Raw genomic sequence first — 19,150 nt, forward strand, 5'->3', positions numbered from 1 at the left:
TTGCCCGCAATTATATAGGTATATTTTGCGAAATAGTAAACTCTTCTGTGTAAAGTCTGCGGAGACGCTGTTTGGCTCTTGTCAGATACGTTCTTGACGTACTCTCCGGTATTCCAAGCATATCCCCTATCTCTTCGTGCGAATATCCTTCTATTTCGAACAGATTGAAAATGGATCGCTGGATGTCGGGAAGCTTTGTTAATAAATTCAAAATGTCTTCCACGCCAAGCCTATCATTGATCAAAACGGCGTGCTGCTTAATCTCGTCTAGGGATGTATCATCCAAAAAATCAACCTGCTTTTTACTTCTAAGCATATCGATCGACGTGTTTACTGCTATCCGCGCCAGCCAAGACCGAAAGGTCTTCTCCAAAATTTCATCGTCCACATGTTTCTCAAACCTGTCCATTTTACGAAACACCTTTACAAAAGTTTCGTTGGTTGCCTCCTCGGCCTCCATTTCCGACGTCATATATCGCAAAACGACAGCCATGACATAACCGTAATATTTTTTGTAAATAAACGATTTCCCTCGTTCGGTCTTTGCCAAAACACAGTCCTCCAGCGCTCCTCTAAGCGATAAAGGGGTATCTTTTTTCCAATTAAGCCGAATACTCTTCATTCAATCGTCTGTTCCGATAAGGCAATTTAGCGAATTAATATTTCATTATCCGAACAGCGGACTAAAATTCCATCATACAAGTCGTTCATAAATACTAGCTTTAAAACGGTCAAATAGGCAGGTTCGCTACATACGTACAAAAAAAATAACGTTTACATATTGTTTTAAAACGAAAATAACCGTAAATTGCTGTTAACAAAAAGGAGGTGTTACCATGCGTATTTTATTCCCAACAGATTTTTCGGATTCTGCTAACAATGCATTCATCTATGCGCTCAACCTCGCTCGCGATTTGCGTGCCGAGGTCTATGTCTTGCATACCTATATGCAGCCGGTACTTTCGGCAACGCATGTAGGACAGCCCGAAATTGTACCCGAGGTTTATGAAAACTATGAGTTACATCAGTTTGAAAGCTTTAAACAGCATACAACATTCTTGCGGACGTTGGCGGAAGAAAAAAAACTAGAGACCGTGCCGCTGACCTTCCTGTTTGAGGAAGGAACAGTGGTATCCAGTGTACAGGAGATTATACGTCGTGAAAAGATTGACCTCGTGGTGATGGGTACGAACCGAGCACAAGGTATTATCGAAAAGATATTCGGATCCAACACACTGGGCGTCATCCGTGGTGTCAAAATCCCGGTGCTATCCGTTCCCAAAGAGTCTGCCTATCGGCGTATCGAAGAGATTATTTTCACGACATTGTTTCGCGAAAATGACGAAAAGGCACTAGCAGCGATACTGAAGCTGGTAAAACCCTTCCAAGTAAATGTTAAATGTGTCTATGTTCACGAGGAGTACAACCCGGATCTGATCGCATTATCGCAACGTTGGGCGACAAAATTCCAGGATGATAAGCTTGAATTTGTTTTTCTGGACTTTGATGAGTCTATCGAACATACTATCAATGTTTATATAGCCCAACATCGGGTAGACCTCCTTTGTGTTGTGAAGCGAAACAGAAATTTCCTAGAACGTATATTCACCTCAAGTATCAGCAATCGGCTTCGCGTGCACGCCAGCACCGCGACTATTGTCTTGCAGGAGGGCGACGACCCCGGCACTTTTTAGTATGGAACAACTACAAAAATTATTTGGCAAGCATCAGATGCTTGCGCATTTAGCAGAAAAATTCACCTTGCTGATCGATGAGAAACGTACAGCAGGCGGTGTCCTGTTTTTCTTGCACTTAGACGGTCGAACCTACAAGGTCATGATTGCGGCACCTTACCACGAATCTATCCTTAAAAATGGTACGCCTACCATTAAAGAAGTGCTTGAACATAAAGAAGCCATGTATCTGAAATAACGCTTTTTGAACGGTAATAATGTTGTCGATCTAACTTGTTTTCTAAACCAAGTGAAATCTGCTGTTTTCTTGGGCAAGCTTTTTTATCAACATGGTAAAAGCGACGTATTCATCTTGGCTCTTGTATAACAAATAGCCCTAACTCAACCATAAGGAATGGATATTATGAAAATTGTTTATTTCACCAGTAGACGGGTAATTTTCCGATCATAGCTGGCGTAGGCTTTTTTTTGCAACGATTATCGAAATTCATTATATTTAGATAAAATTACTCTACTATGCTAACTTCGGATCAAGTCCTGTTTGATGTACTCCGTTTTTCTCCTGACGCCATGGCTATTTATGATAGCCCCAGCCTACGTATTGCTTTTGCAAATGATCGCATGCTTTCGCTGTGGAACTTTCAAGGCCATGCCGCGGGGAAACTTAGCATTGAGGTGCTTCCAGCCGCTCAGCAACAAACACTTCTACCTATCCTGAAAACAAATTGGGATAAGGGAACTGGCCATACAACAACAAAAGCTATGCCCACAGAACTATGGGTAGATGGGCGATGGGAAACACGTTATTATGATTTTGAATTTAAAACGCTAATAGATAGCAAGGGTGACACGTTTGCTATTTTGCAAACAGGGAGAGAAAGCGTTGCTCCAATTGAAGCTAGCAAGTCGGAAGAACCAAGGTTGTTACGGGAAGGCACTCTTTATGATGCTACTGCTCATTTACCGCCAAATCGCACATTGGTGCATGCCGAATTAGCTAAACATGCTGCGCAGCTTGGTGTCTTAGATATCGACATCATAAAGAATACGATGGTTTGGGATGAGCGATGCAGATATTTATTTGGACAGGAACACGCAGAAAATTATGATACCCCCCTTCGTTTTGTGAATGCGGTTCATGCAGACGATAAACTTCGCGTTGTGAAATCGCTGGTAGAGGCTTACGAATACAGCCGGACTGCGGGTAGTTTTGATCTGACCTTTCGTACGGCGGCTGGAAGTAAGGGATGCGCGAAGCAGATTCATATGCTTGGACTCGTTTACTTCAATCGAGAAAACCAAGCTTCTCGTTTCATCGCCACGGTGCGCGATGTGACAGAATCGGTCCATGCGTTGGATGCCTTGCAGAAAAGGGAGATAGAATTGCAGCAAGTGAACGCGGAACTGGGAACCCTTAACGACGAATTATCCGCACTAAATAAGGAACTAGCAGCGTCCAACGAAAGCTTAGTACATGCGGAACGAATGACACAATCGTTGAATGATGAATTGCAGTCGGCTTTCGACAGGTTGAAATTCCATGAAGATCGGATGAATTTGGCGATACAGTCTGCTGAATTAGGTACTTGGACATTAGACGTCTTGGAGAACAAGGTATTTTTGGATAAGCGCAGCAAAGAATTATATGGTTACCCTACCGGTGATCTAATTGACTACAACGAGCTCTTACATTACCTGCATGCAGATGACATTAACTTGGTGCACCGTGCCGTGCAACACGCCCTTGATCCAAAATCCGGTGGGCTCTTCGATACACAATTCAGAACCATTGGTGCTACCGATGGCAAACTTCGTTGGCTGCACTGCAAAGGACGGGCATATTTTAACGAATCTAATCAACCCATACTTTTTTCCGGAACGGCGCGCGATATTACCGATGTTATATTAGCCCGTGAAAAAATAGATAGATTCCATAGTCTTATTTCGGAAAAAGAGAAGATCCTGCAGCTCATTGTCGACTCTGCCCAAATTGGCACTTTCACCTTGAACCTGATCAATCGAAGTATGGAACTCAACATCCATGCACGAGCATTGTTCGGATTTTCGGACGACGAAATTCTTTTAGCAGACGCTATCTTGGAACAAACCTTACCAGCATACAAACCTATTGCCGAGCTGGCTATCTCGGAAGCGATACAGCGAAAGCAACCCTGTGACTACAGCTGTCAGGTCATGCACAAAAAAACAGGAAAAGCACGTTGGCTTCGCACCGTTGGCAGCGGTGCCCAAAATCCTGACGGATCGACTACTATGTTCTATGGCGTCATCATCGACATCACGGCACAGAAGGAAGAAGAGCAACGCAAAACTGACTTTCTAAGTATTGCAAGCCATGAATTACGTTCACCACTGACCTCGCTATCTGGATATCTGCAAATCCTAACGCTTAAACGCAAACAGCTTGACGAAGCGCGGCTAGATGCCATGATCCGCAATGCAAGCCGGCAATCCGAGCGTATGCGGGTTTTGATCGATAGCTTTTTAGATATCGCACGTGTAAATGAGGGAAAACTTCAATTGCGCCGTAAAAAATTTGAGATCGCTTCTTTCCTTATGGAAATTGAAAAAACACTTTCCGAAATTACAACGTCCCATCACTTTATATTTAACGATCAAACAGCGGGCTTGTCGATCGTTGCGGATCGAGACAAATTGGAACAAGTTATCATCAATTTCGTCAATAACGCAATTAAGTATACACCCAGTAACACCGTAATACGGGTAACGGCGACGTGCGAAAAAGACAGCTTGGAGGTTCGTGTCGCAGACGAGGGCTTTGGTATAGCCGCCGCAGACCAAGCGCGCATATTCGAACGTTTTTATAGGGTCGATAGCCCCAAGAATGAAAACGTGAATGGCTTCGGAATCGGTCTTTTTATTTCTAAAGAAATCATTCATTTGCATGAAGGGACGATAGACCTCCACAGCGAAGAAGGAAAAGGCACCACATTTTGGTTCTCGATCCCTATTCGCAATATTCCGACGACAAGCGGCTAATTAATCCACCCCCTACCCGTATGGAAGATGCAAAGTAGGGATAATACACTATCTTTGCATCAAATTTAATACATTCAAGACGTGGTTAATGTAAACAATATTTCCGTTTCTTTCGGCGGAACAACGCTTTTTAGTGACGTTTCATTTTCGATCAATGAAAATGATAAAATTGCCCTTATGGGAAAAAATGGAGCAGGTAAGTCCACGCTCCTAAAAATTATTGCTGGTGTCAGCAAACCGACCTCAGGAACAATCACCGGCCCCAAAGACGCAGTGATTGCCTACCTCCCGCAGCACCTACTTACACAGGACAACGTAACCGTCTTTGAAGAAACATCGCGTGCTTTTGAAGAAATGTATGGCATGCAACACGAGCTCGACGCCTTAAACGAACAACTTACCGAACGAACGGATTACGAGAGCGACGATTATATGAAGCTTATCGAGCGCGTTTCTGAATTAAGCGAGAAGTTCTATTCAATCGAAGAAACCAATTACGATGCGGAAGTCGAAAAAGTATTGAAAGGTCTTGGGTTTGAACGAGCTGATTTTGGTCGTCAAACGTCCGAGTTTTCTGGTGGATGGCGCATGCGTATTGAACTGGCAAAGATTTTGTTGAAAAAGCCGGACCTCATTTTGCTTGATGAGCCAACCAACCATATGGATATTGAAAGCATCCAATGGCTAGAAGATTTCTTGGTTAACAATGCTAAAGCGGTCATCGTCATATCCCACGACAGAGCGTTCGTAGATAATATAACCAATAGGACTATTGAGGTAACGCTGGGACGGATATACGACTATAAAGCTACATACAGCCATTATTTAGAACTGCGAAAAGAACGTAGGCAGCATCAACTTAAAGCCTACGAAGAACAACAGCGTTTTATTGCCGACACACAGGAGTTTATCGATCGCTTCCGCGGTACTTACTCCAAGACCCTGCAAGTTCAATCCCGTGTTAAGATGCTGGAAAAGTTGGACATCATCGAAATTGATGAAGTGGACACTTCTGCGCTCCGTTTGAAATTTCCGCCCTCTCCCCGCTCCGGACAGTATCCCGTCATCGTCGAGGAATTAACAAAAACCTACGGAGAGCATACCGTCTTTGCCAAAGCCGCGATGGTTATCGAGCGAGGCGAAAAAGTCGCATTTGTCGGTAAGAACGGTGAAGGAAAATCAACGATGATCAAGGCCATCATGGGCGAAATAGATTTCGAAGGATCGTTAAAAATTGGGCACAATGCGAAGATAGGTTACTTCGCGCAAAATCAGGCAGCGCTACTAGATGGCGAGCTGACGGTATTCGAAACCATTGATCAGATCGCCGTTGGTGATGTGCGCGTTAAAATAAAAGATCTATTGGGAGCGTTTATGTTCAGCGGTGACGATACCACAAAGAAAGTGAAAGTGCTTTCCGGTGGCGAAAAAACACGTCTCGCCATGATAAAACTTCTTTTGGAACCCGTCAATGTCTTAATCTTAGATGAGCCTACGAATCATTTGGATATGAAAACGAAAGACATCATCAAGGAAGCCCTCCAAGATTTTGACGGCACCTTGATCCTTGTCTCCCATGATCGAGATTTTTTGGATGGATTGGCTAATAAAGTATTTGAATTTGGCAACAAACGTGTCCGCGAGCATTTTGAAGATATTAAAGGATTCTTGGCCTACAAAAAAATGAATAGTCTCCAAGACATCGAACGATAAATGTTTGCAAGTATGGATACAAAACATGGTTTATAATTGACATTTAACGGTGCAAGCGATTTTCGTCGGGCAGACGGTGACGTTTGGAATCTTGATGACAAAGGATTAATTTTACCTACTTAATAACCCATAAACACCCTTATATGAAATCTTCAACCATTTTATTCGTAGGATTGCTCGTTATCGCTTTGATTTTGGGCTTGATGTTTGGATTACCGCAGTATTCGGTATGGCAGCAGGAGATGGCTGGAAAAGCCAGATTAGCGGAAGCTACGCAATCGCGACAAATCCTTATCGAACAGGCTCGTGCCGAAAAAGAAGCTGCGACGTTGCAAGCAGAAGCCATAAAAATAATGGGAGAAGCTGCCCAAAAATACCCAGAATACCGCAAACAAGAATTTATTGGTGCTTTCGGAGAAGCATTGAAAGCTGGAACCATCAGCCAAATTATATATGTACCAACCGAAGCAAACATTCCGATTCTAGAGGCTGGTAAACAAAGTGGCATGCCGTCAAATTAATAGCTATACGGGTCTCTTGACTCTTGTCACCCTTGCAAGAGTTAAGAGACCACAAAAAAACTGTTGACGTTTCTGTCCGGCAGCATGGTCTCTCCTATACATACCCCAATCTATGATCTTGTCTTATTAACTTCTCTGCATAGTCATCATCCACATGAAGTCCAAAGATTTTTTTAAAATACTATGACGGAAATTCGCTGATTATGTACCTATAATTTTGTATAATTGCGGGATCAATTTTTAAGAGATGCTCAGTCTAAGAAATACATTGCTCACTCGACTCGTCGGTTTATTTTTGTTAGTACTACTAGCATTAAAAACTGCCGGTTTATTGTTTAGTGTATGTCCAGAGCAACGTGCGATGTATCTGCATGTCCCCACAGATGTAGATAACGCAGAGTCGGATGACATGCAGGATATTAAAAATGCTACCGGAACGCTTGTTTGTCTTATTGCAGATCATCAAATTAGCGTAGCCATGTTTGGATTTAGCGTTGAAAAAGTGACTACCAGAAAACATATTCTGTTTGTCAACGAGCATTTTAACGTTATACCTTCACCGCCTCCGGACGTTGTGACGATATAATTTTGCTATCAAACTATTGTTTTCGCCGATGTAAAACAATAGATTTACCTGAAATATTAAATTTTATTTATGGCGCATAAACAAGGCAGTGTTACACCCTTACAACGTTTACTGCAGTTGTTACACCCTGAGCGGAGTACCATTAACTACATATTTTTGTACGCGATCGTGATTGGGGTATTCAGCTTGACAATTCCGGTTGGAATAACAGCAATCTTTAATTTATTGAACAATGGAGCCATGTACAGCTCCACCTATATCCTCATAGCGTTTGTCATTGTCGGCGTCGTTATTGCCGGTCTTTTGCTTATCGGGCAGATGAGCCTCGTCGAATACTTAGAGCAAAAGATATTTTTAAAATCGGCGGTAGAATTTGCATATCGGCTACCGCGCATAAAACGGTCAGAACTTGAAGGCGAAAATTTGGTCGAGCTTGTCAACCGTTTCTTTGATGTTATCATCATCCAAAAGGGCATCATCAAGCTGCTTATCGATATTGTCGGGGCGGTCGTCACGATTTTCTTCAGTGTGGTACTCATCTCTTTCTACCATCCTGTATTCCTGACATTTGGCCTCGTTGTGATTATCGCAATAACCATAATTTTAATTGTGTATTACAGAAGGGGGTTGAGTACCAGCATCCAAGAATCGGAACATAAGTACGAAACTGTTGCTTACCTGGAGTCGGTTGCTGAAGATATTGATGCTTACCGCGGAAATCCGTTAAAGATGCAGGAGGTTGTTTCTCAAACGGACTACATAAGCAGTAAGTACTTAACAGCACGAAATGAGCACTTCAGGATTTTAAAGCGATTTTTTGCAAGTTCTGTTCTGATAAGAACGCTTCTTTTCGGCGCAATGCTGTTATTAGGGTCATATTTCGTGGTAGAACGGCAGATGACATTTGGTCAATTTGTTGCTGCGGAAGTCGTTATCGTACAGATAGGCTATGCCGTGGAAAAGCTGTTTACCAATCTAAATACTATTTTTGATATGCTCACTGGAGGCGTTAAGCTCGGTGCAGTAACGGATTTGGCGTTGGTGGAGGGCGCAACACCTTATGGGGGGTAAAAAATTCGGCATAGATGAAATCGTTCACTGGGAGGAACTATCTTTATACGGAAAAGACAATCTACTAAAGCGGAAAGGTGCCATTTATTTAGGAAGGATACTGCTAGTAGGTGCTGTACTCTTTATTATCGTATTGTTTTTGCCCTGGCGGCAGACTATCCCAGGACGTGGTACGGTTACTGCCCTCCGGCCGCAAGACCGGCCGCAGACGATCCAAAACCAAATTGGTGGTCGCATAGAGCGTTGGGCCGTGCGAGAAGGACAAGAGGTACGCAAAGGCGACACGATACTGGTCATCTCGGAAACCTCACAATCTTATTTCGATCCTGAGCTGCCGTTGCGTCTGGAAGAGCAATTATCGGCCAAGCGCAACAGTGAAGATGCCGCCTTTCAAAAAATGAAAGCTACAGAGGCACAAATCGATGCCTTGGGAGCGGGATTACGTTATCAACTGGAGGCTGCCAAAAATAATGTGCTACAAGCGGAAAATCTAGTAAAGATAGATAGTGCAGACCTCGTTGCCACGCAAACGATGTACGCGACCAGCGTAGCGCGCTTAGCACGGTATGAACAAGGTTACAAAGATGGTCTTTTCTCCCTAACAGACATTGAAACACGCCGTTTGAATTTACAAAATGATCGCGCAAAGGTAGTTAGTGCAGAGAACAAACTCACGAATTCTAGACAGTCTTTGACAAACGCGAGAATCGAGCTAGACAATATCCGTGCGAAATATAACGAAATGTTAGCAAAGGCCCAATCCGATCTTGGTTCTGCACTGTCTAGCAAAGCCACTGCGCAAGGTGACATAGCGAAATTAAGAAACGAAATTAGAAATATTGATATTCGACGTGGCTTGTACGTGTTGCGGGCACCGCAAAACGGCTTTATCGTCAAAACGTTGAAGGCTGGTATTGGCGAGAACATTAAAGAGGGTGAATCTGTCGCTACACTGCAGCCGAGCACGCCTTCGCTTGCGGCAGAAATCTACGTGGACGCTATGGACGTTCCACTAGTGATCAAAGAAAGCGACACACGGCTACAGTTTGAAGGTTGGCCATCTGTACAGTTTTCAGGATGGCCCTCCGTGGCTGTCGGTACGTTTGCCGGCTCTGTAACGGTTATTGATAAGGTGAGCAGCCCTAATGGCCAGTACCGACTCTTGATTCGTCCAGCAGACCCGGTGCCAGCAGGTGATGAGCCTTGGCCCGAACAACTACGATTAGGGTCAGGCGTCTATGGTCGGGTCATTTTAAATGCTGTCCCATTGTGGTACGAAATATGGCGGCAGCTTAATGGCTTTCCACCGAGTCTAGAGCGTGAACCGAAGGAGGAAACGGCGAAGTGAGCCAAGCTATGATCAGATTGTGTATACTTCTATTTCTGTCGCTATCTTTTGCTGACTTGCGCTTATCTGCTCAGGAAATAGCAGTGGATAGTTCGGGTCGGATTTTTACGGTATCCGATCTGGAAGATCTGCTCATGCGGAACCACCCCGTCGTGAAGCAAACCATGCTGTTGAGCGAAACGGCGAAATCACAAGTTCTGCAGGCATTGGGAAAGTTTGATCCAGCGCTGTACACGTCCTTTCACAATAAGCATTTCGGAAATACGCCTTACTATAATCAATGGTCCAGCGAACTCAAAGTTCCCCTTTGGCTTGCTGGGGCCGATCTAAAAGTTGGTTACGATCGTAATGTAGGGGCATATACAAATCCCCAAAGCAGAACAAACCAAGCAGGGCTTTCCGCTTTGGGCATTAGTGTACCGCTGGGGCAAGGCCTTTTCATCGATAGCCGTCGGAATACCCTGTGGCAGGCTCAAGCCATGCTAGACTATGCCGAAGCCGAACAGATTAAGGAAATAAATGGCATTTGGTTTCAAGCAGTCTCTGACTATTGGAATTGGTATTATGCCTACAAGCAATACCGCCTCTTGGTAGAAGGTGTGAAGCTTGCTGAAACACGTTTCCGTGCCATTCGTGAACAGGCATTACTGGGTGACAAGCCGACAATCGATTCTGTTGAAGCGGTGATTACCGTGCAGGAACGCAGGATGGAACTCGCTAAATATGAGATCGAATTGCAAAATGCACGATTGGTTCTATCCAATCATCTGTGGAACGATGAGCGGCAGCCAGTTGAGCTGCCCGAGCAGGCAATCCCGGAGAGCATCGATCAAAACATTCTTGTGCCGCGTGTTGACTTGCTGCAGGAACTGCTGGCGCAAGCAGAAATAAGCCACCCAGAGATATTGCAGTTAGAAAGCAAGGAGCTGCAGCTGTCATTTGAAGAACGATACCGGAGGGAGCTTTTAAAACCAAAGCTCAATCTTTCCGGAACCTTGCTGTCCAGTCGTAGAAATTTTCATGAACAGCTACCGCCAAATTACGATTTTAATTGGGGAAACTACAAGTTAGGGGTCGAGTTTGCCTTTCCGCTATTCTTGCGTGCCGAACGTGGGAAACTGAAAGAAGTTCGGTTAAAGCAACGCGAACTATACTATGACCAAACCATACTGGGCCGAAATATACGCAACAATGTGACGTTAAAGTATAATGATCTAACAGCCTACAGCAGACAAATTGCCCTGCAAATCGAAAATATTACCAGCCAACAGGTTTTATTGCGCGGGGAACTCCAGAAATTCGATTTGGGAGAAACGACATTGTTTATCATCAACAGCAGGGAGAGCAAGCTAATCGACATGCAAATTAAGCGGGAAGAACTTGTTGTAAATTACCAAAAAGCATTGGCCGAATTGTATTACAAAGCAGGGACGCGCCTTTAGCATAGCGTATTTCTGCCATAGTTCCATGTCTAAGAAGATTAAAACAGATAGCTATGCGTGCTATTTTCATAGCGTAAAACGTTCATGAAAACCAAAAAGATCATCTGCTAGGTAATAAACAAATTAATTTTTAAGTAGCTTTGAGACAATCAAGCCAAACACTCATGATACGAAAACTTAGCTCGCTTTTATTTCTTTGTATAACCGCATTCCAATTGCACGCTCAGCGAAACGACAGAAAACTGGAGAAAATGTTGCAAGACGAAATACAAGATTTTAAAGGAGATGTCGGTATTTTTATACAGCACTTTAAAAAGGGTAAAACGGTATCCATCCGTGCAGATAGCATCTTCCCCACTGCCAGTCTAGTTAAATTACCGTTGCTTGTTGGTGTTTTCAAAAAAATAGATCCAGGAGAACTAAAATTAAATAAGGAATATCTTTACCGAACAGATCGTGTTTACGGAGGATCCGGATTGATGCAATTTTTTAAAGATAGTGTGCAGATTGATCTTTCTACCATGGTTTCGCTGATGTTGAGCTATAGTGATAATGTTGCTTCAATTTGGTGCCAAGAACTGGCGGGCGGTGGAGCCGCGATTAATCCGCTCATGGAGCAACTCGGCATGGTGAACACCAAAGTGAATTCCCGTACAGCTGGCAGAGAAGCGGCATGGCAGCAATATGGCTGGGGTGAAACGACGGCTCGCGATATGGTTAGGTTGATCAGCATGATCCGGCAAGGTAAGGTCTTTGATAAGCGCTTATCCGAAAAAATGTATCGGTACCTCCGAAATCAATATTATAATGAACGCTCACTGGCACAATTTCCCGCGGACGTAGCTACTGCTTCAAAAACAGGGTCAATTGATAAAGCACGGGGCGAAGTCGTTTTTGTGCACGCACCTTCCGGTGATTTTGCTTTTGCCGTGCTGACTAAGAATAACGAAGACACGCGTTGGACGATCGATAATGAAGCGGAAGTCCTTACGAGAAAAATCGCGGCGTTGCTTTGGAATTATTTTGAGCCCAAAAACAAATATACAGCTCCCGATCGCATAGACTAATGGCTATCTTTTGATACCGTTGAGGGAGCAAGCGCAATCAGCCCATTCGAGGCACCTGCATTCCTAATGGGAGGTTGTGCATAACAATTGGATCAGCCCCACAATTCCTTGAGCAAGATGGAAAAGGCAACAGCAAAGATGAAATACCCAAATATCTTTTTCAGTAAATCGCTCTTTATTTTTTTAGCTAGCGAAAATCCGAGGAAGATGCCTACGATGGTACAGCATGTGTAGCGAAGCAACAGCGACCAATCAAATACAGCAAACTTTTCCAAATCGCCCATAATGCCAAAAAAGGAGTTTACCGCAATAATGATCAAGGAGGTGGCAACGGCTTTGCGTAATGATAAATGGAGGAAATTGATCAATACGGGAATGATCAAAAATCCACCCCCAGCACCGACAACACCGGTCACAAAACCAACCAAAACTCCCGATAGCACAACTTGGGTCTTTTTATTACCATTAGTCGGTTTGGGGAATAAATTAGTAAGCATCGTTTTAGGAGCAATCATCGATACGCTAGAGGCGAGCATAACGAGCGCAAAAAGCAACATCAAAACCACCGATTGATGGACAGTAATCGAACCAATGGTTATCACGTCTGGCACCAATGGCAACACAAAGATTCGGGTGATAAAAACAGTTAGTAACGACGGAAAACCGAAGTGAAAAACATGCGACAAATCGACATCTCCATTGCGAACGCCACGAATGCTCCCGATAAAAGCCGTCGTACCTACAGCAAACAACGAATACGTTGTCGCTAATATGGGATCGACACCCATGACATAGACAAAGATAGGAACCGTTAGTATGCTGCCTCCGCTACCAACCAATCCAAGTGTGATTCCTACCATTACGGCAAGTGTAAGGCCCATTAGCATATCGCAAGCTGTTTATTGTAAAAAAAATATGTTAAAAAAACCTGTTACACAAACCATAATCTCCTTCAAAACAACGCAAAAAGAACGTGTATACTCATACCAGTCATGATGCAGATGATAATTACGCCACATATCGTCAATAAGATCGGCTGCTTGTAAGTACCTACGATTTGAGGTTTATATGAAGCGACAAGCATAGCACCCAACGCAATCGGCAGGATAACTCCGTTGACAGCTCCCGCTATAATAAGCAGGTCTACGGGTTTTCCAACCGTCACGAAAATAAGCGTAGATACTGCGATAAACGCGACGATGAGCAAATTTTCATTTTTCTCGACGATGGTACTAAATGATTTGATGAACGAAATCGACGTATACGCAGAGCCAATAACAGAAGTGACAGCAGCGACGAACATCAGCAAGCCAAACAAGCGGTAGCCCATATCGCCAGCTGCTTGTTTGAATACGGCGGCCGTAGGATTTCCGTCGTCGATCGCGAGTCCTTGGCTTATGATGCCCAAAGAAGCTAGGAAAAGTAATACACGGATTAAGGACGCGAACGATATCCCCATCACCGCACTTCGATTGACGTACGGCAAAGCACCGCGTCCCACGATCCCGGCATCCACGAGCCGATGGCCGCCAGCAAATGTAATGTAACCACCTACGGTACCACCTACCAGCGTAATAATAGCGACCAGATCTATGTGCTCTGGAATAAATGTTCGTAAAACAGCTTCCGATACCGGTGGTTTTGATACGACACACACGTAAACAATAACGAGAACCATGATGGCAGCCATGATTTGAGTGAAAGCATCCATCGCTCGACCAGCTTGCTTATTGGCAAATACGGCGATGGCGATCAGTGACGCTAAGACGCCTCCTAGCCTTACGTCTAAACCAAATAAAGCCTCCAGCCCTAGTCCAGCACCGCCAACATTCCCAATATTAAAAGCCAAACCACCAAATACAATCAATAGCGCAATAAACCCACCCAACCCTGGTAAAACCATATTGGCAATATCCTGCGCTCGCTTTTTAGAGACAGCGATAACGCGCCATATGTTTAATTGCACACCAATATCGATTAAAATAGAAAGCAAGATCACAAAACCGAAACTTGCCCCCAACGATTTTGTGAAAACCGTTGTTTGCGTTAAGAAGCCGGGGCCTACGGCAGAAATAGCCATCAATAAAGCCGCTGCTACTAGGGTTGACGTCGCATTGCTCTTCATCCTATGTTAATATTATCGTTCGCTAATGCGTTTGCGATCCGCATGGCAAATGCTACAGCCTGCATATTGTCCCCGTGAAGACAAATGGTGTCGACCTGGAGTTGAACTTCCGTTCCCTGAGCCGTCATAACGCGACCGGTTTTTGCCAATTTCAAAACCTGCTCCACAGCATCATCCTCGTTGGCGATCAACGCATTTGCATCAGTTCGTGGCGTCAGGCTACCATCTGCTTGATAAGTACGATCGGCAAACACTTCATGCTGTACACGTAAGCCTTTGTCCAAACCAGCTTTCGTCAATGCGCTGCCAGAAAGACCATAGATTATAAGCGAGGGATCCACATCATACACCGCCGATGCGATCGCGTCGGCTATAGAAGCCGATCGTGCTGCGAGGTTATACAGCGCGCCATGCGGTTTCACATGCCTTAGCGACAGTTCTTGGCACCTGGCGCAGGCCATCAAGGCGCCAATTTGATAAACCATCAGGTTATAAACCTCGCGGGGTGTTACCTGCAACTCCCGCCTGCCAAATCCCTGCAGGTCCTGAAATCCAGGATGTGCGCCAATATGTACATCATGTCGGGCTGCCAGGGCAAGCGTATCCATCATGACCGACGGATCACCCGCATGAAAACCACACGCAATGTTTACGGCAGAAACGTAGGGCAAAATAGCAGCATCGTTGCCCATGATCCACGAACCGTAGCTTTCACCTATGTCGCAGTTCAAATCGATATGACGTTTATTTTTCATGCTTCAATGCTATAGATCGTTTTAGTAATTGCATTTTAACAGACCTACTTCGTAAAAGATGCTGTGCCTGTTCCAGGGTTACGCGCTCGAATCGGATTCGATCATCCGGTTGCAGCTGTGCAAGCAAGGGAAAATCCACTTCGATCACCTGCCCTATAACGGGATAACCTCCCGTCGTTGGATGATCCGCCATCAACACAATAGGCTTCCCCCCAGGGGGAACCTGTACAGTACCAAACGTTACGGCAGACGAAAGCAGTTCGCGAGGTGTCGATAGGCGTAGTGCGGGGGCATCCAGCCGGTACCCCATACGGTTCGAATTTTTCGATACGAGAAAGGTATCGCTACAAAAACTTTTACGGCTATCATCGTCAAAATCTTGGTAATGCGGCCCCTCGGTAAAGCGTATGCTTTTTGCGGGATTAGAAGGATACAGGCCAGATCCTAAACGCCAATTAACATTTTCCGTCGCCCTATTATCGATCGACAGAAATGGAATAAAATCATTTTTTTTCAAAGCTCTCCCCTTCCATCCACCTATTGCGGCGGCGAGATAAGTCGCTTTGCTGCCCATGACCTGCGAAACGGCTAGCCCTCCGCGGAAACAAACGTAGCTCCGACATCCACGCACTGCCTTGCCGAAAGTAAGCGTGCTACCTTCCGAAACGGCAATGGGTTTCCACATCGGTACCGCTTTACCATTTAATTTAGCGGAAAGATCGCCTCCAGTGATGCTGATCAGCTGCCCTGCCTCAAACAATAAGGCTGGACCAACCAACGTACACTCTAGGGCAACCTCGGTTTCTGCATTCCCAACCAACATATTTCCTAGGCGCAGTGCGAGGCTATCCATTGCGCCACTTACCGGCATACCATACTTCTGAAAGCCAAACCTGCCCACATCCTGAAGGGTGGTCAACATGCCGGCTTTTAGCACGCTAATTCCCATGGCGTTGTGTATTCATGTTATAGAAATCAGTTTTTTCCATAGAAACAAAGCGTACCGAATCTCCCACCGTAAGGAAGGCCGGGTGATCTTCTCGCGTAACATCAAAAAGCTGTAATGGTGTATGACCGATAATCTGCCATCCGCCCGGAGTGGAGAATGGATAAATACCCGTCTGTGCTCCTGCGATGCCCACCGATCCTGCAGCAACCTTCAGCCTTGGAGTTGCTTTACGCGGCGTTGCTAATCGGCTATCCAACCCTCCCAAATATGGAAACCCAGGAACAAAACCTAACATGTAGACTTGGTAAAGTCCAGCAGTATGCAAAGCGATAATCTCGTCAACACTTAGGCCTGTATGTTGTGCTACGTCCAACAGATCTGGCCCATTGTAGTACACCGGGATGAGCTTTTCACCATTTGGCTTAGTTTCCTCAAGTTGAAGCCCGTCTATCAGTTCTTCGACAAGCCTATAAATAGTACTGTAGGATAAATGCACCGGATCATAATAGATTGTGAGCGTATTATATGCGGAAACACATTCGCGCAATCCCGCACAACTTAATTCACCGATAGCAACATCCAAGCATCGAACAAGGAGATTGCTTTGTGCGGTTAACACCTCTCCGAAAGCTACCACTAACGCTGCTTCTCCCAATGGATAAATTTTTATGTTTCCGTAAAAAACCATTAATCATACAATAAAAATGGTACATAGCATGTACACATTTAAAACTACTTAAATACCGCGTGATTTTAACTATGCATGACAAAAAAAAGGAAATTTTTGCAACAGAAGTTGAATGAGGATAAAACCGCCTCCAGCTGAACGAAAATTAGCAAACAAATGTTTTTTCAAAAATCGTACAATCCATAGAACAATCTTCCCTTCCATGTGGTCTTATCTTTATAGCAATCACATAAAAAATGAATTTTGAACTTATTCAATGTGATGACCTGCAGCAGGCCATACACATTCCAAACACCACCGATGATAGTACAGAAGAAACCTGGTTTGTCAAATTTGGTGATGAAATTGTGGGCGTGGGGGTGTTTCCAAGGGGAAGCACGACCTGTGCATTGGCAATGGTTGGCGAATCCTATGAAGACAGAAGGCTATTAGGGAGCGTGGATGACCATGACGCGGTACTGCTACAAGGTTTGGAGATAGCGTACGAGGGCTATTTGCGATCCATTCGCGGCGATGTGGTTATTGGCAACAAGCCAATCGACGAATGAATAAGGATAGCAAACCGTAGATTATCCCGGGATATAGATAACAATAAACTCCCCATCAGCGTGCCGAAAGGGAGTTTATGCTATTATATATTTTTATTATCCTAATTGCAATGCTTCTTGTGAGCGTTGACGAACTTCATTGCAAAGAACAGGGTTTTCGTTCAATTTCTTGCCCCAAGAGGGTATCATTTGCCTAAGCTTTTTACGATAGGCATCGGATTTAGCACGTTCTGGAAAACATCTTTTTAGCAGATTGATCATAATGGCTACCGACGTAGATGCGCCTGGCGAGGCGCCCAACAATGCCGCTATCGAGCCGTCCGCTGCCGACACCACTTCCGTTCCAAACTCCAAAATACCGCCATGTTTAGGGTCTTTTTTTATAACTTGTACCCGCTGACCAGCAACCTCGATACCCCAATCTTCTAACTTGGCTGTCGGCATGAACTGCTTTAAAGAATCCAGTTTATCCGAAGGGCTCTTCATCACCTCGGTGATCAAATATTTCGTAAGATCCAAGTTGTCTAGTCCGGCAGAAATCATGGGCCGAATATTGGATAACTTTATAGATGCCGGTAGGTCAAAATAAGAACCTTTTTTTAAAAATTTGGTAGAAAACCCTGCGTAAGGACCAAAGAGCAGCGCCTGCTCACCGTCGATATAGCGCGTATCCAAGTGGGGAACGGACATAGGAGGTGCCCCGACGGAGGCCTTGCCGTATACTTTCGCGTGGTGTTGCGCAATGATGTCTGGATTCTTACAACGCAACCACTGACCACCCACTGGAAATCCGCCGTAGCCCTTTGCCTCTGGAATTCCAGATTTCTCCAATAAAAGTAAAGATCGGCCACCAGCACCGATGAAAACAAATTTTGACCTGATTTTGCGCTTCTCACCAGAAGAAAGATCTTTGATTTCCACTTCCCATTTACCATCGCTCTGACGCTCGATATCCCGCACCTCTTGATTGAGCGATAATCGGATGTTATCTTTTGCTTGCAAATGTTGAATAAGATCACGGGTTAGGGTTCCGAAGTTGACATCGGTGCCAATATCCATACGTGTAGCTGCGATTTTCTCTTCTGGATCACGTTGCTCCATCATTAAAGGTATCCACGATGCTAGTTCTTGCTTATCTTCTGTGTAGACCATCCCTTTAAAAAGGGTTTCTTTCGACATCGCCTTATAGCGGCTACGCAGGAACTGAACATCTTTCTCGCCGAACACGGCACTCATATGAGGCACCTGACGAATAAAAGCTGCCGGATTTTTTAAAATATCATTTTCGACTAAGTAAGTCCAGAATTGCTTAGAAATCTCAAATTGCTCCGCGATATCAATCGCCTTTCCAATCTTCACGCTGCCGTCCGGCTGTTCGGGTGTATAGTTTAATTCACAAAGCGCCGAATGACCAGTACCGGCATTATTCCACGCATCCGAACTTTCTGCCGCGACGACATCCAAACGTTCAACGATCTCGATATTGATGTCCGGACTTAACTCATTAATCAACGTTCCAAGCGTTGCGCTCATAATTCCCGCACCAATAAGTACGACATCGACTTCAGATTTTTTCGTCTTTTTACCCATGATTTTTAAATTCCGTACAAAATTAACATTCGAAT

At 44.5% G+C, this 19,150-nt stretch carries 18 protein-coding genes; 11 read left to right on the forward strand and 7 right to left on the reverse strand.

Annotated elements, in window-relative coordinates; translation table 11 throughout:
- Positions 1 to 10: 10 nt before the first annotated feature.
- Entirely contained in the window at positions 11 to 622 is a 612-nt protein-coding gene (locus IE165_RS13435; RefSeq protein ID WP_189627157.1) for an RNA polymerase sigma factor, read from the reverse strand.
- 214 nt (positions 623 to 836) lie between these two features.
- Here IE165_RS13435 and IE165_RS13440 point away from each other — a divergent pair, with 214 nt between their 5' ends.
- The 10 genes from IE165_RS13440 (at position 837) to IE165_RS13485 (ending at position 12,460) form a co-directional block, all read left to right on the forward strand.
- A complete protein-coding gene (locus IE165_RS13440) occupies positions 837 to 1,694 on the forward strand; it encodes a universal stress protein (RefSeq protein WP_189627158.1) in 858 nt (285 codons plus the stop codon).
- A gap of 1 nt (position 1,695) precedes the next feature.
- Positions 1,696 to 1,932: a hypothetical protein gene (locus tag IE165_RS13445; protein WP_189627159.1), complete on the forward strand. Its 237-nt coding sequence runs from the start codon at positions 1,696 to 1,698 to the stop codon at positions 1,930 to 1,932.
- A gap of 278 nt (positions 1,933 to 2,210) precedes the next feature.
- Positions 2,211 to 4,712 carry an ATP-binding protein gene (locus IE165_RS13450; protein ID WP_189627160.1) on the forward strand — a complete coding sequence of 834 codons (2,502 nt, stop codon included), beginning with the start codon at positions 2,211 to 2,213 and terminating at the stop codon, positions 4,710 to 4,712.
- Positions 4,713 to 4,793: 81 nt separating this feature from the next.
- Positions 4,794 to 6,425, forward strand: a complete 1,632-nt coding sequence (locus IE165_RS13455) for an ABC-F family ATP-binding cassette domain-containing protein (protein WP_189627161.1) — start codon at positions 4,794 to 4,796, stop codon at positions 6,423 to 6,425.
- A gap of 143 nt (positions 6,426 to 6,568) precedes the next feature.
- A complete protein-coding gene (locus tag IE165_RS13460; RefSeq protein WP_189627162.1) occupies positions 6,569 to 6,946 on the forward strand; it encodes an SPFH domain-containing protein in 378 nt (125 codons plus the stop codon).
- Between the two features lie 247 nt (positions 6,947 to 7,193).
- Positions 7,194 to 7,532: a hypothetical protein gene (locus IE165_RS13465; protein ID WP_189627163.1), complete on the forward strand. Its 339-nt coding sequence runs from the start codon at positions 7,194 to 7,196 to the stop codon at positions 7,530 to 7,532.
- A gap of 69 nt (positions 7,533 to 7,601) precedes the next feature.
- Positions 7,602 to 8,603: an ABC transporter transmembrane domain-containing protein gene (locus IE165_RS13470; protein ID WP_189627164.1), complete on the forward strand. Its 1,002-nt coding sequence runs from the start codon at positions 7,602 to 7,604 to the stop codon at positions 8,601 to 8,603.
- Positions 8,593 to 9,951 (forward strand): HlyD family secretion protein, encoded by a 1,359-nt coding sequence (locus IE165_RS13475; RefSeq protein ID WP_189627165.1) that lies wholly within the window; start codon positions 8,593 to 8,595, stop codon positions 9,949 to 9,951. The genes IE165_RS13470 and IE165_RS13475 overlap by 11 nt, the downstream gene beginning before the upstream one ends.
- An 8-nt stretch (positions 9,952 to 9,959) precedes the next feature.
- Complete coding sequence (locus tag IE165_RS13480; RefSeq protein WP_189627166.1) at positions 9,960 to 11,393, forward strand: TolC family protein; 1,434 nt, start codon at positions 9,960 to 9,962, stop codon at positions 11,391 to 11,393.
- Positions 11,394 to 11,644: 251 nt separating this feature from the next.
- The gene (locus IE165_RS13485; protein WP_229826558.1) at positions 11,645 to 12,460 is read left to right on the forward strand and encodes a serine hydrolase; all 816 of its coding nucleotides are present in this window, start codon (positions 11,645 to 11,647) and stop codon (positions 12,458 to 12,460) included.
- A gap of 92 nt (positions 12,461 to 12,552) precedes the next feature.
- Here the strand turns inward: IE165_RS13485 and IE165_RS13490 are convergent, their stop codons facing one another.
- The 5 genes from IE165_RS13490 to pxpB all read right to left on the reverse strand — a co-directional run bounded on the left by IE165_RS13490 (position 12,553) and on the right by pxpB (position 16,944).
- Complete coding sequence (locus IE165_RS13490) at positions 12,553 to 13,320, reverse strand: sulfite exporter TauE/SafE family protein (RefSeq protein ID WP_229826559.1); 768 nt, start codon at positions 13,318 to 13,320, stop codon at positions 12,553 to 12,555.
- 92 nt (positions 13,321 to 13,412) lie between these two features.
- Positions 13,413 to 14,585: an NRAMP family divalent metal transporter gene (locus tag IE165_RS13495; RefSeq protein ID WP_189627169.1), complete on the reverse strand. Its 1,173-nt coding sequence runs from the start codon at positions 14,583 to 14,585 to the stop codon at positions 13,413 to 13,415.
- Positions 14,582 to 15,340 carry a 5-oxoprolinase subunit PxpA gene (locus IE165_RS13500; protein WP_189627170.1) on the reverse strand — a complete coding sequence of 253 codons (759 nt, stop codon included), beginning with the start codon at positions 15,338 to 15,340 and terminating at the stop codon, positions 14,582 to 14,584. Before IE165_RS13500 ends, IE165_RS13495 begins: the two co-directional genes overlap by 4 nt.
- Positions 15,330 to 16,289, reverse strand: a complete 960-nt coding sequence (locus tag IE165_RS13505; protein ID WP_189627171.1) for a 5-oxoprolinase subunit C family protein — start codon at positions 16,287 to 16,289, stop codon at positions 15,330 to 15,332. The genes IE165_RS13500 and IE165_RS13505 overlap by 11 nt, the downstream gene beginning before the upstream one ends.
- Positions 16,279 to 16,944, reverse strand: a complete 666-nt coding sequence (pxpB, locus tag IE165_RS13510; protein WP_229826560.1) for a 5-oxoprolinase subunit PxpB — start codon at positions 16,942 to 16,944, stop codon at positions 16,279 to 16,281. Before pxpB ends, IE165_RS13505 begins: the two co-directional genes overlap by 11 nt.
- A 269-nt stretch (positions 16,945 to 17,213) precedes the next feature.
- Here pxpB and IE165_RS13515 point away from each other — a divergent pair, with 269 nt between their 5' ends.
- Positions 17,214 to 17,525: a hypothetical protein gene (locus IE165_RS13515; RefSeq protein ID WP_189627173.1), complete on the forward strand. Its 312-nt coding sequence runs from the start codon at positions 17,214 to 17,216 to the stop codon at positions 17,523 to 17,525.
- 96 nt (positions 17,526 to 17,621) lie between these two features.
- On the opposite strand, the gene IE165_RS13520 is transcribed toward IE165_RS13515, so the two are convergent.
- Positions 17,622 to 19,115 carry a malate:quinone oxidoreductase gene (locus IE165_RS13520; protein WP_189627174.1) on the reverse strand — a complete coding sequence of 498 codons (1,494 nt, stop codon included), beginning with the start codon at positions 19,113 to 19,115 and terminating at the stop codon, positions 17,622 to 17,624.
- Positions 19,116 to 19,150 lie beyond the last annotated feature (35 nt).

Source organism: Sphingobacterium griseoflavum (genome assembly GCF_014653155.1).
Lineage (GTDB): Bacteria > Bacteroidota > Bacteroidia > Sphingobacteriales > Sphingobacteriaceae > Sphingobacterium > Sphingobacterium griseoflavum.

Coding starts and splice junctions, on each gene's coding strand:
- IE165_RS13435 (WP_189627157.1), bottom strand. CDS start 622: ATGAAGAGTATTCGGCTTAATTGGAAAAAAGATACCCCTTTATCGCTT.
- IE165_RS13440 (WP_189627158.1), top strand. CDS start 837: ATGCGTATTTTATTCCCAACAGATTTTTCGGATTCTGCTAACAATGCA.
- IE165_RS13445 (WP_189627159.1), top strand. CDS start 1,696: ATGGAACAACTACAAAAATTATTTGGCAAGCATCAGATGCTTGCGCAT.
- IE165_RS13450 (WP_189627160.1), top strand. CDS start 2,211: ATGCTAACTTCGGATCAAGTCCTGTTTGATGTACTCCGTTTTTCTCCT.
- IE165_RS13460 (WP_189627162.1), top strand. CDS start 6,569: ATGAAATCTTCAACCATTTTATTCGTAGGATTGCTCGTTATCGCTTTG.
- IE165_RS13465 (WP_189627163.1), top strand. CDS start 7,194: ATGCTCAGTCTAAGAAATACATTGCTCACTCGACTCGTCGGTTTATTT.
- IE165_RS13470 (WP_189627164.1), top strand. CDS start 7,602: ATGGCGCATAAACAAGGCAGTGTTACACCCTTACAACGTTTACTGCAG.
- IE165_RS13475 (WP_189627165.1), top strand. CDS start 8,593: ATGGGGGGTAAAAAATTCGGCATAGATGAAATCGTTCACTGGGAGGAA.
- IE165_RS13480 (WP_189627166.1), top strand. CDS start 9,960: ATGATCAGATTGTGTATACTTCTATTTCTGTCGCTATCTTTTGCTGAC.
- IE165_RS13485 (WP_229826558.1), top strand. CDS start 11,645: ATGTTGCAAGACGAAATACAAGATTTTAAAGGAGATGTCGGTATTTTT.
- IE165_RS13490 (WP_229826559.1), bottom strand. CDS start 13,320: ATGGTAGGAATCACACTTGGATTGGTTGGTAGCGGAGGCAGCATACTA.
- IE165_RS13495 (WP_189627169.1), bottom strand. CDS start 14,585: ATGAAGAGCAATGCGACGTCAACCCTAGTAGCAGCGGCTTTATTGATG.
- IE165_RS13500 (WP_189627170.1), bottom strand. CDS start 15,340: ATGAAAAATAAACGTCATATCGATTTGAACTGCGACATAGGTGAAAGC.
- IE165_RS13505 (WP_189627171.1), bottom strand. CDS start 16,289: ATGGGAATTAGCGTGCTAAAAGCCGGCATGTTGACCACCCTTCAGGAT.
- IE165_RS13515 (WP_189627173.1), top strand. CDS start 17,214: ATGAATTTTGAACTTATTCAATGTGATGACCTGCAGCAGGCCATACAC.
- IE165_RS13520 (WP_189627174.1), bottom strand. CDS start 19,115: ATGGGTAAAAAGACGAAAAAATCTGAAGTCGATGTCGTACTTATTGGT.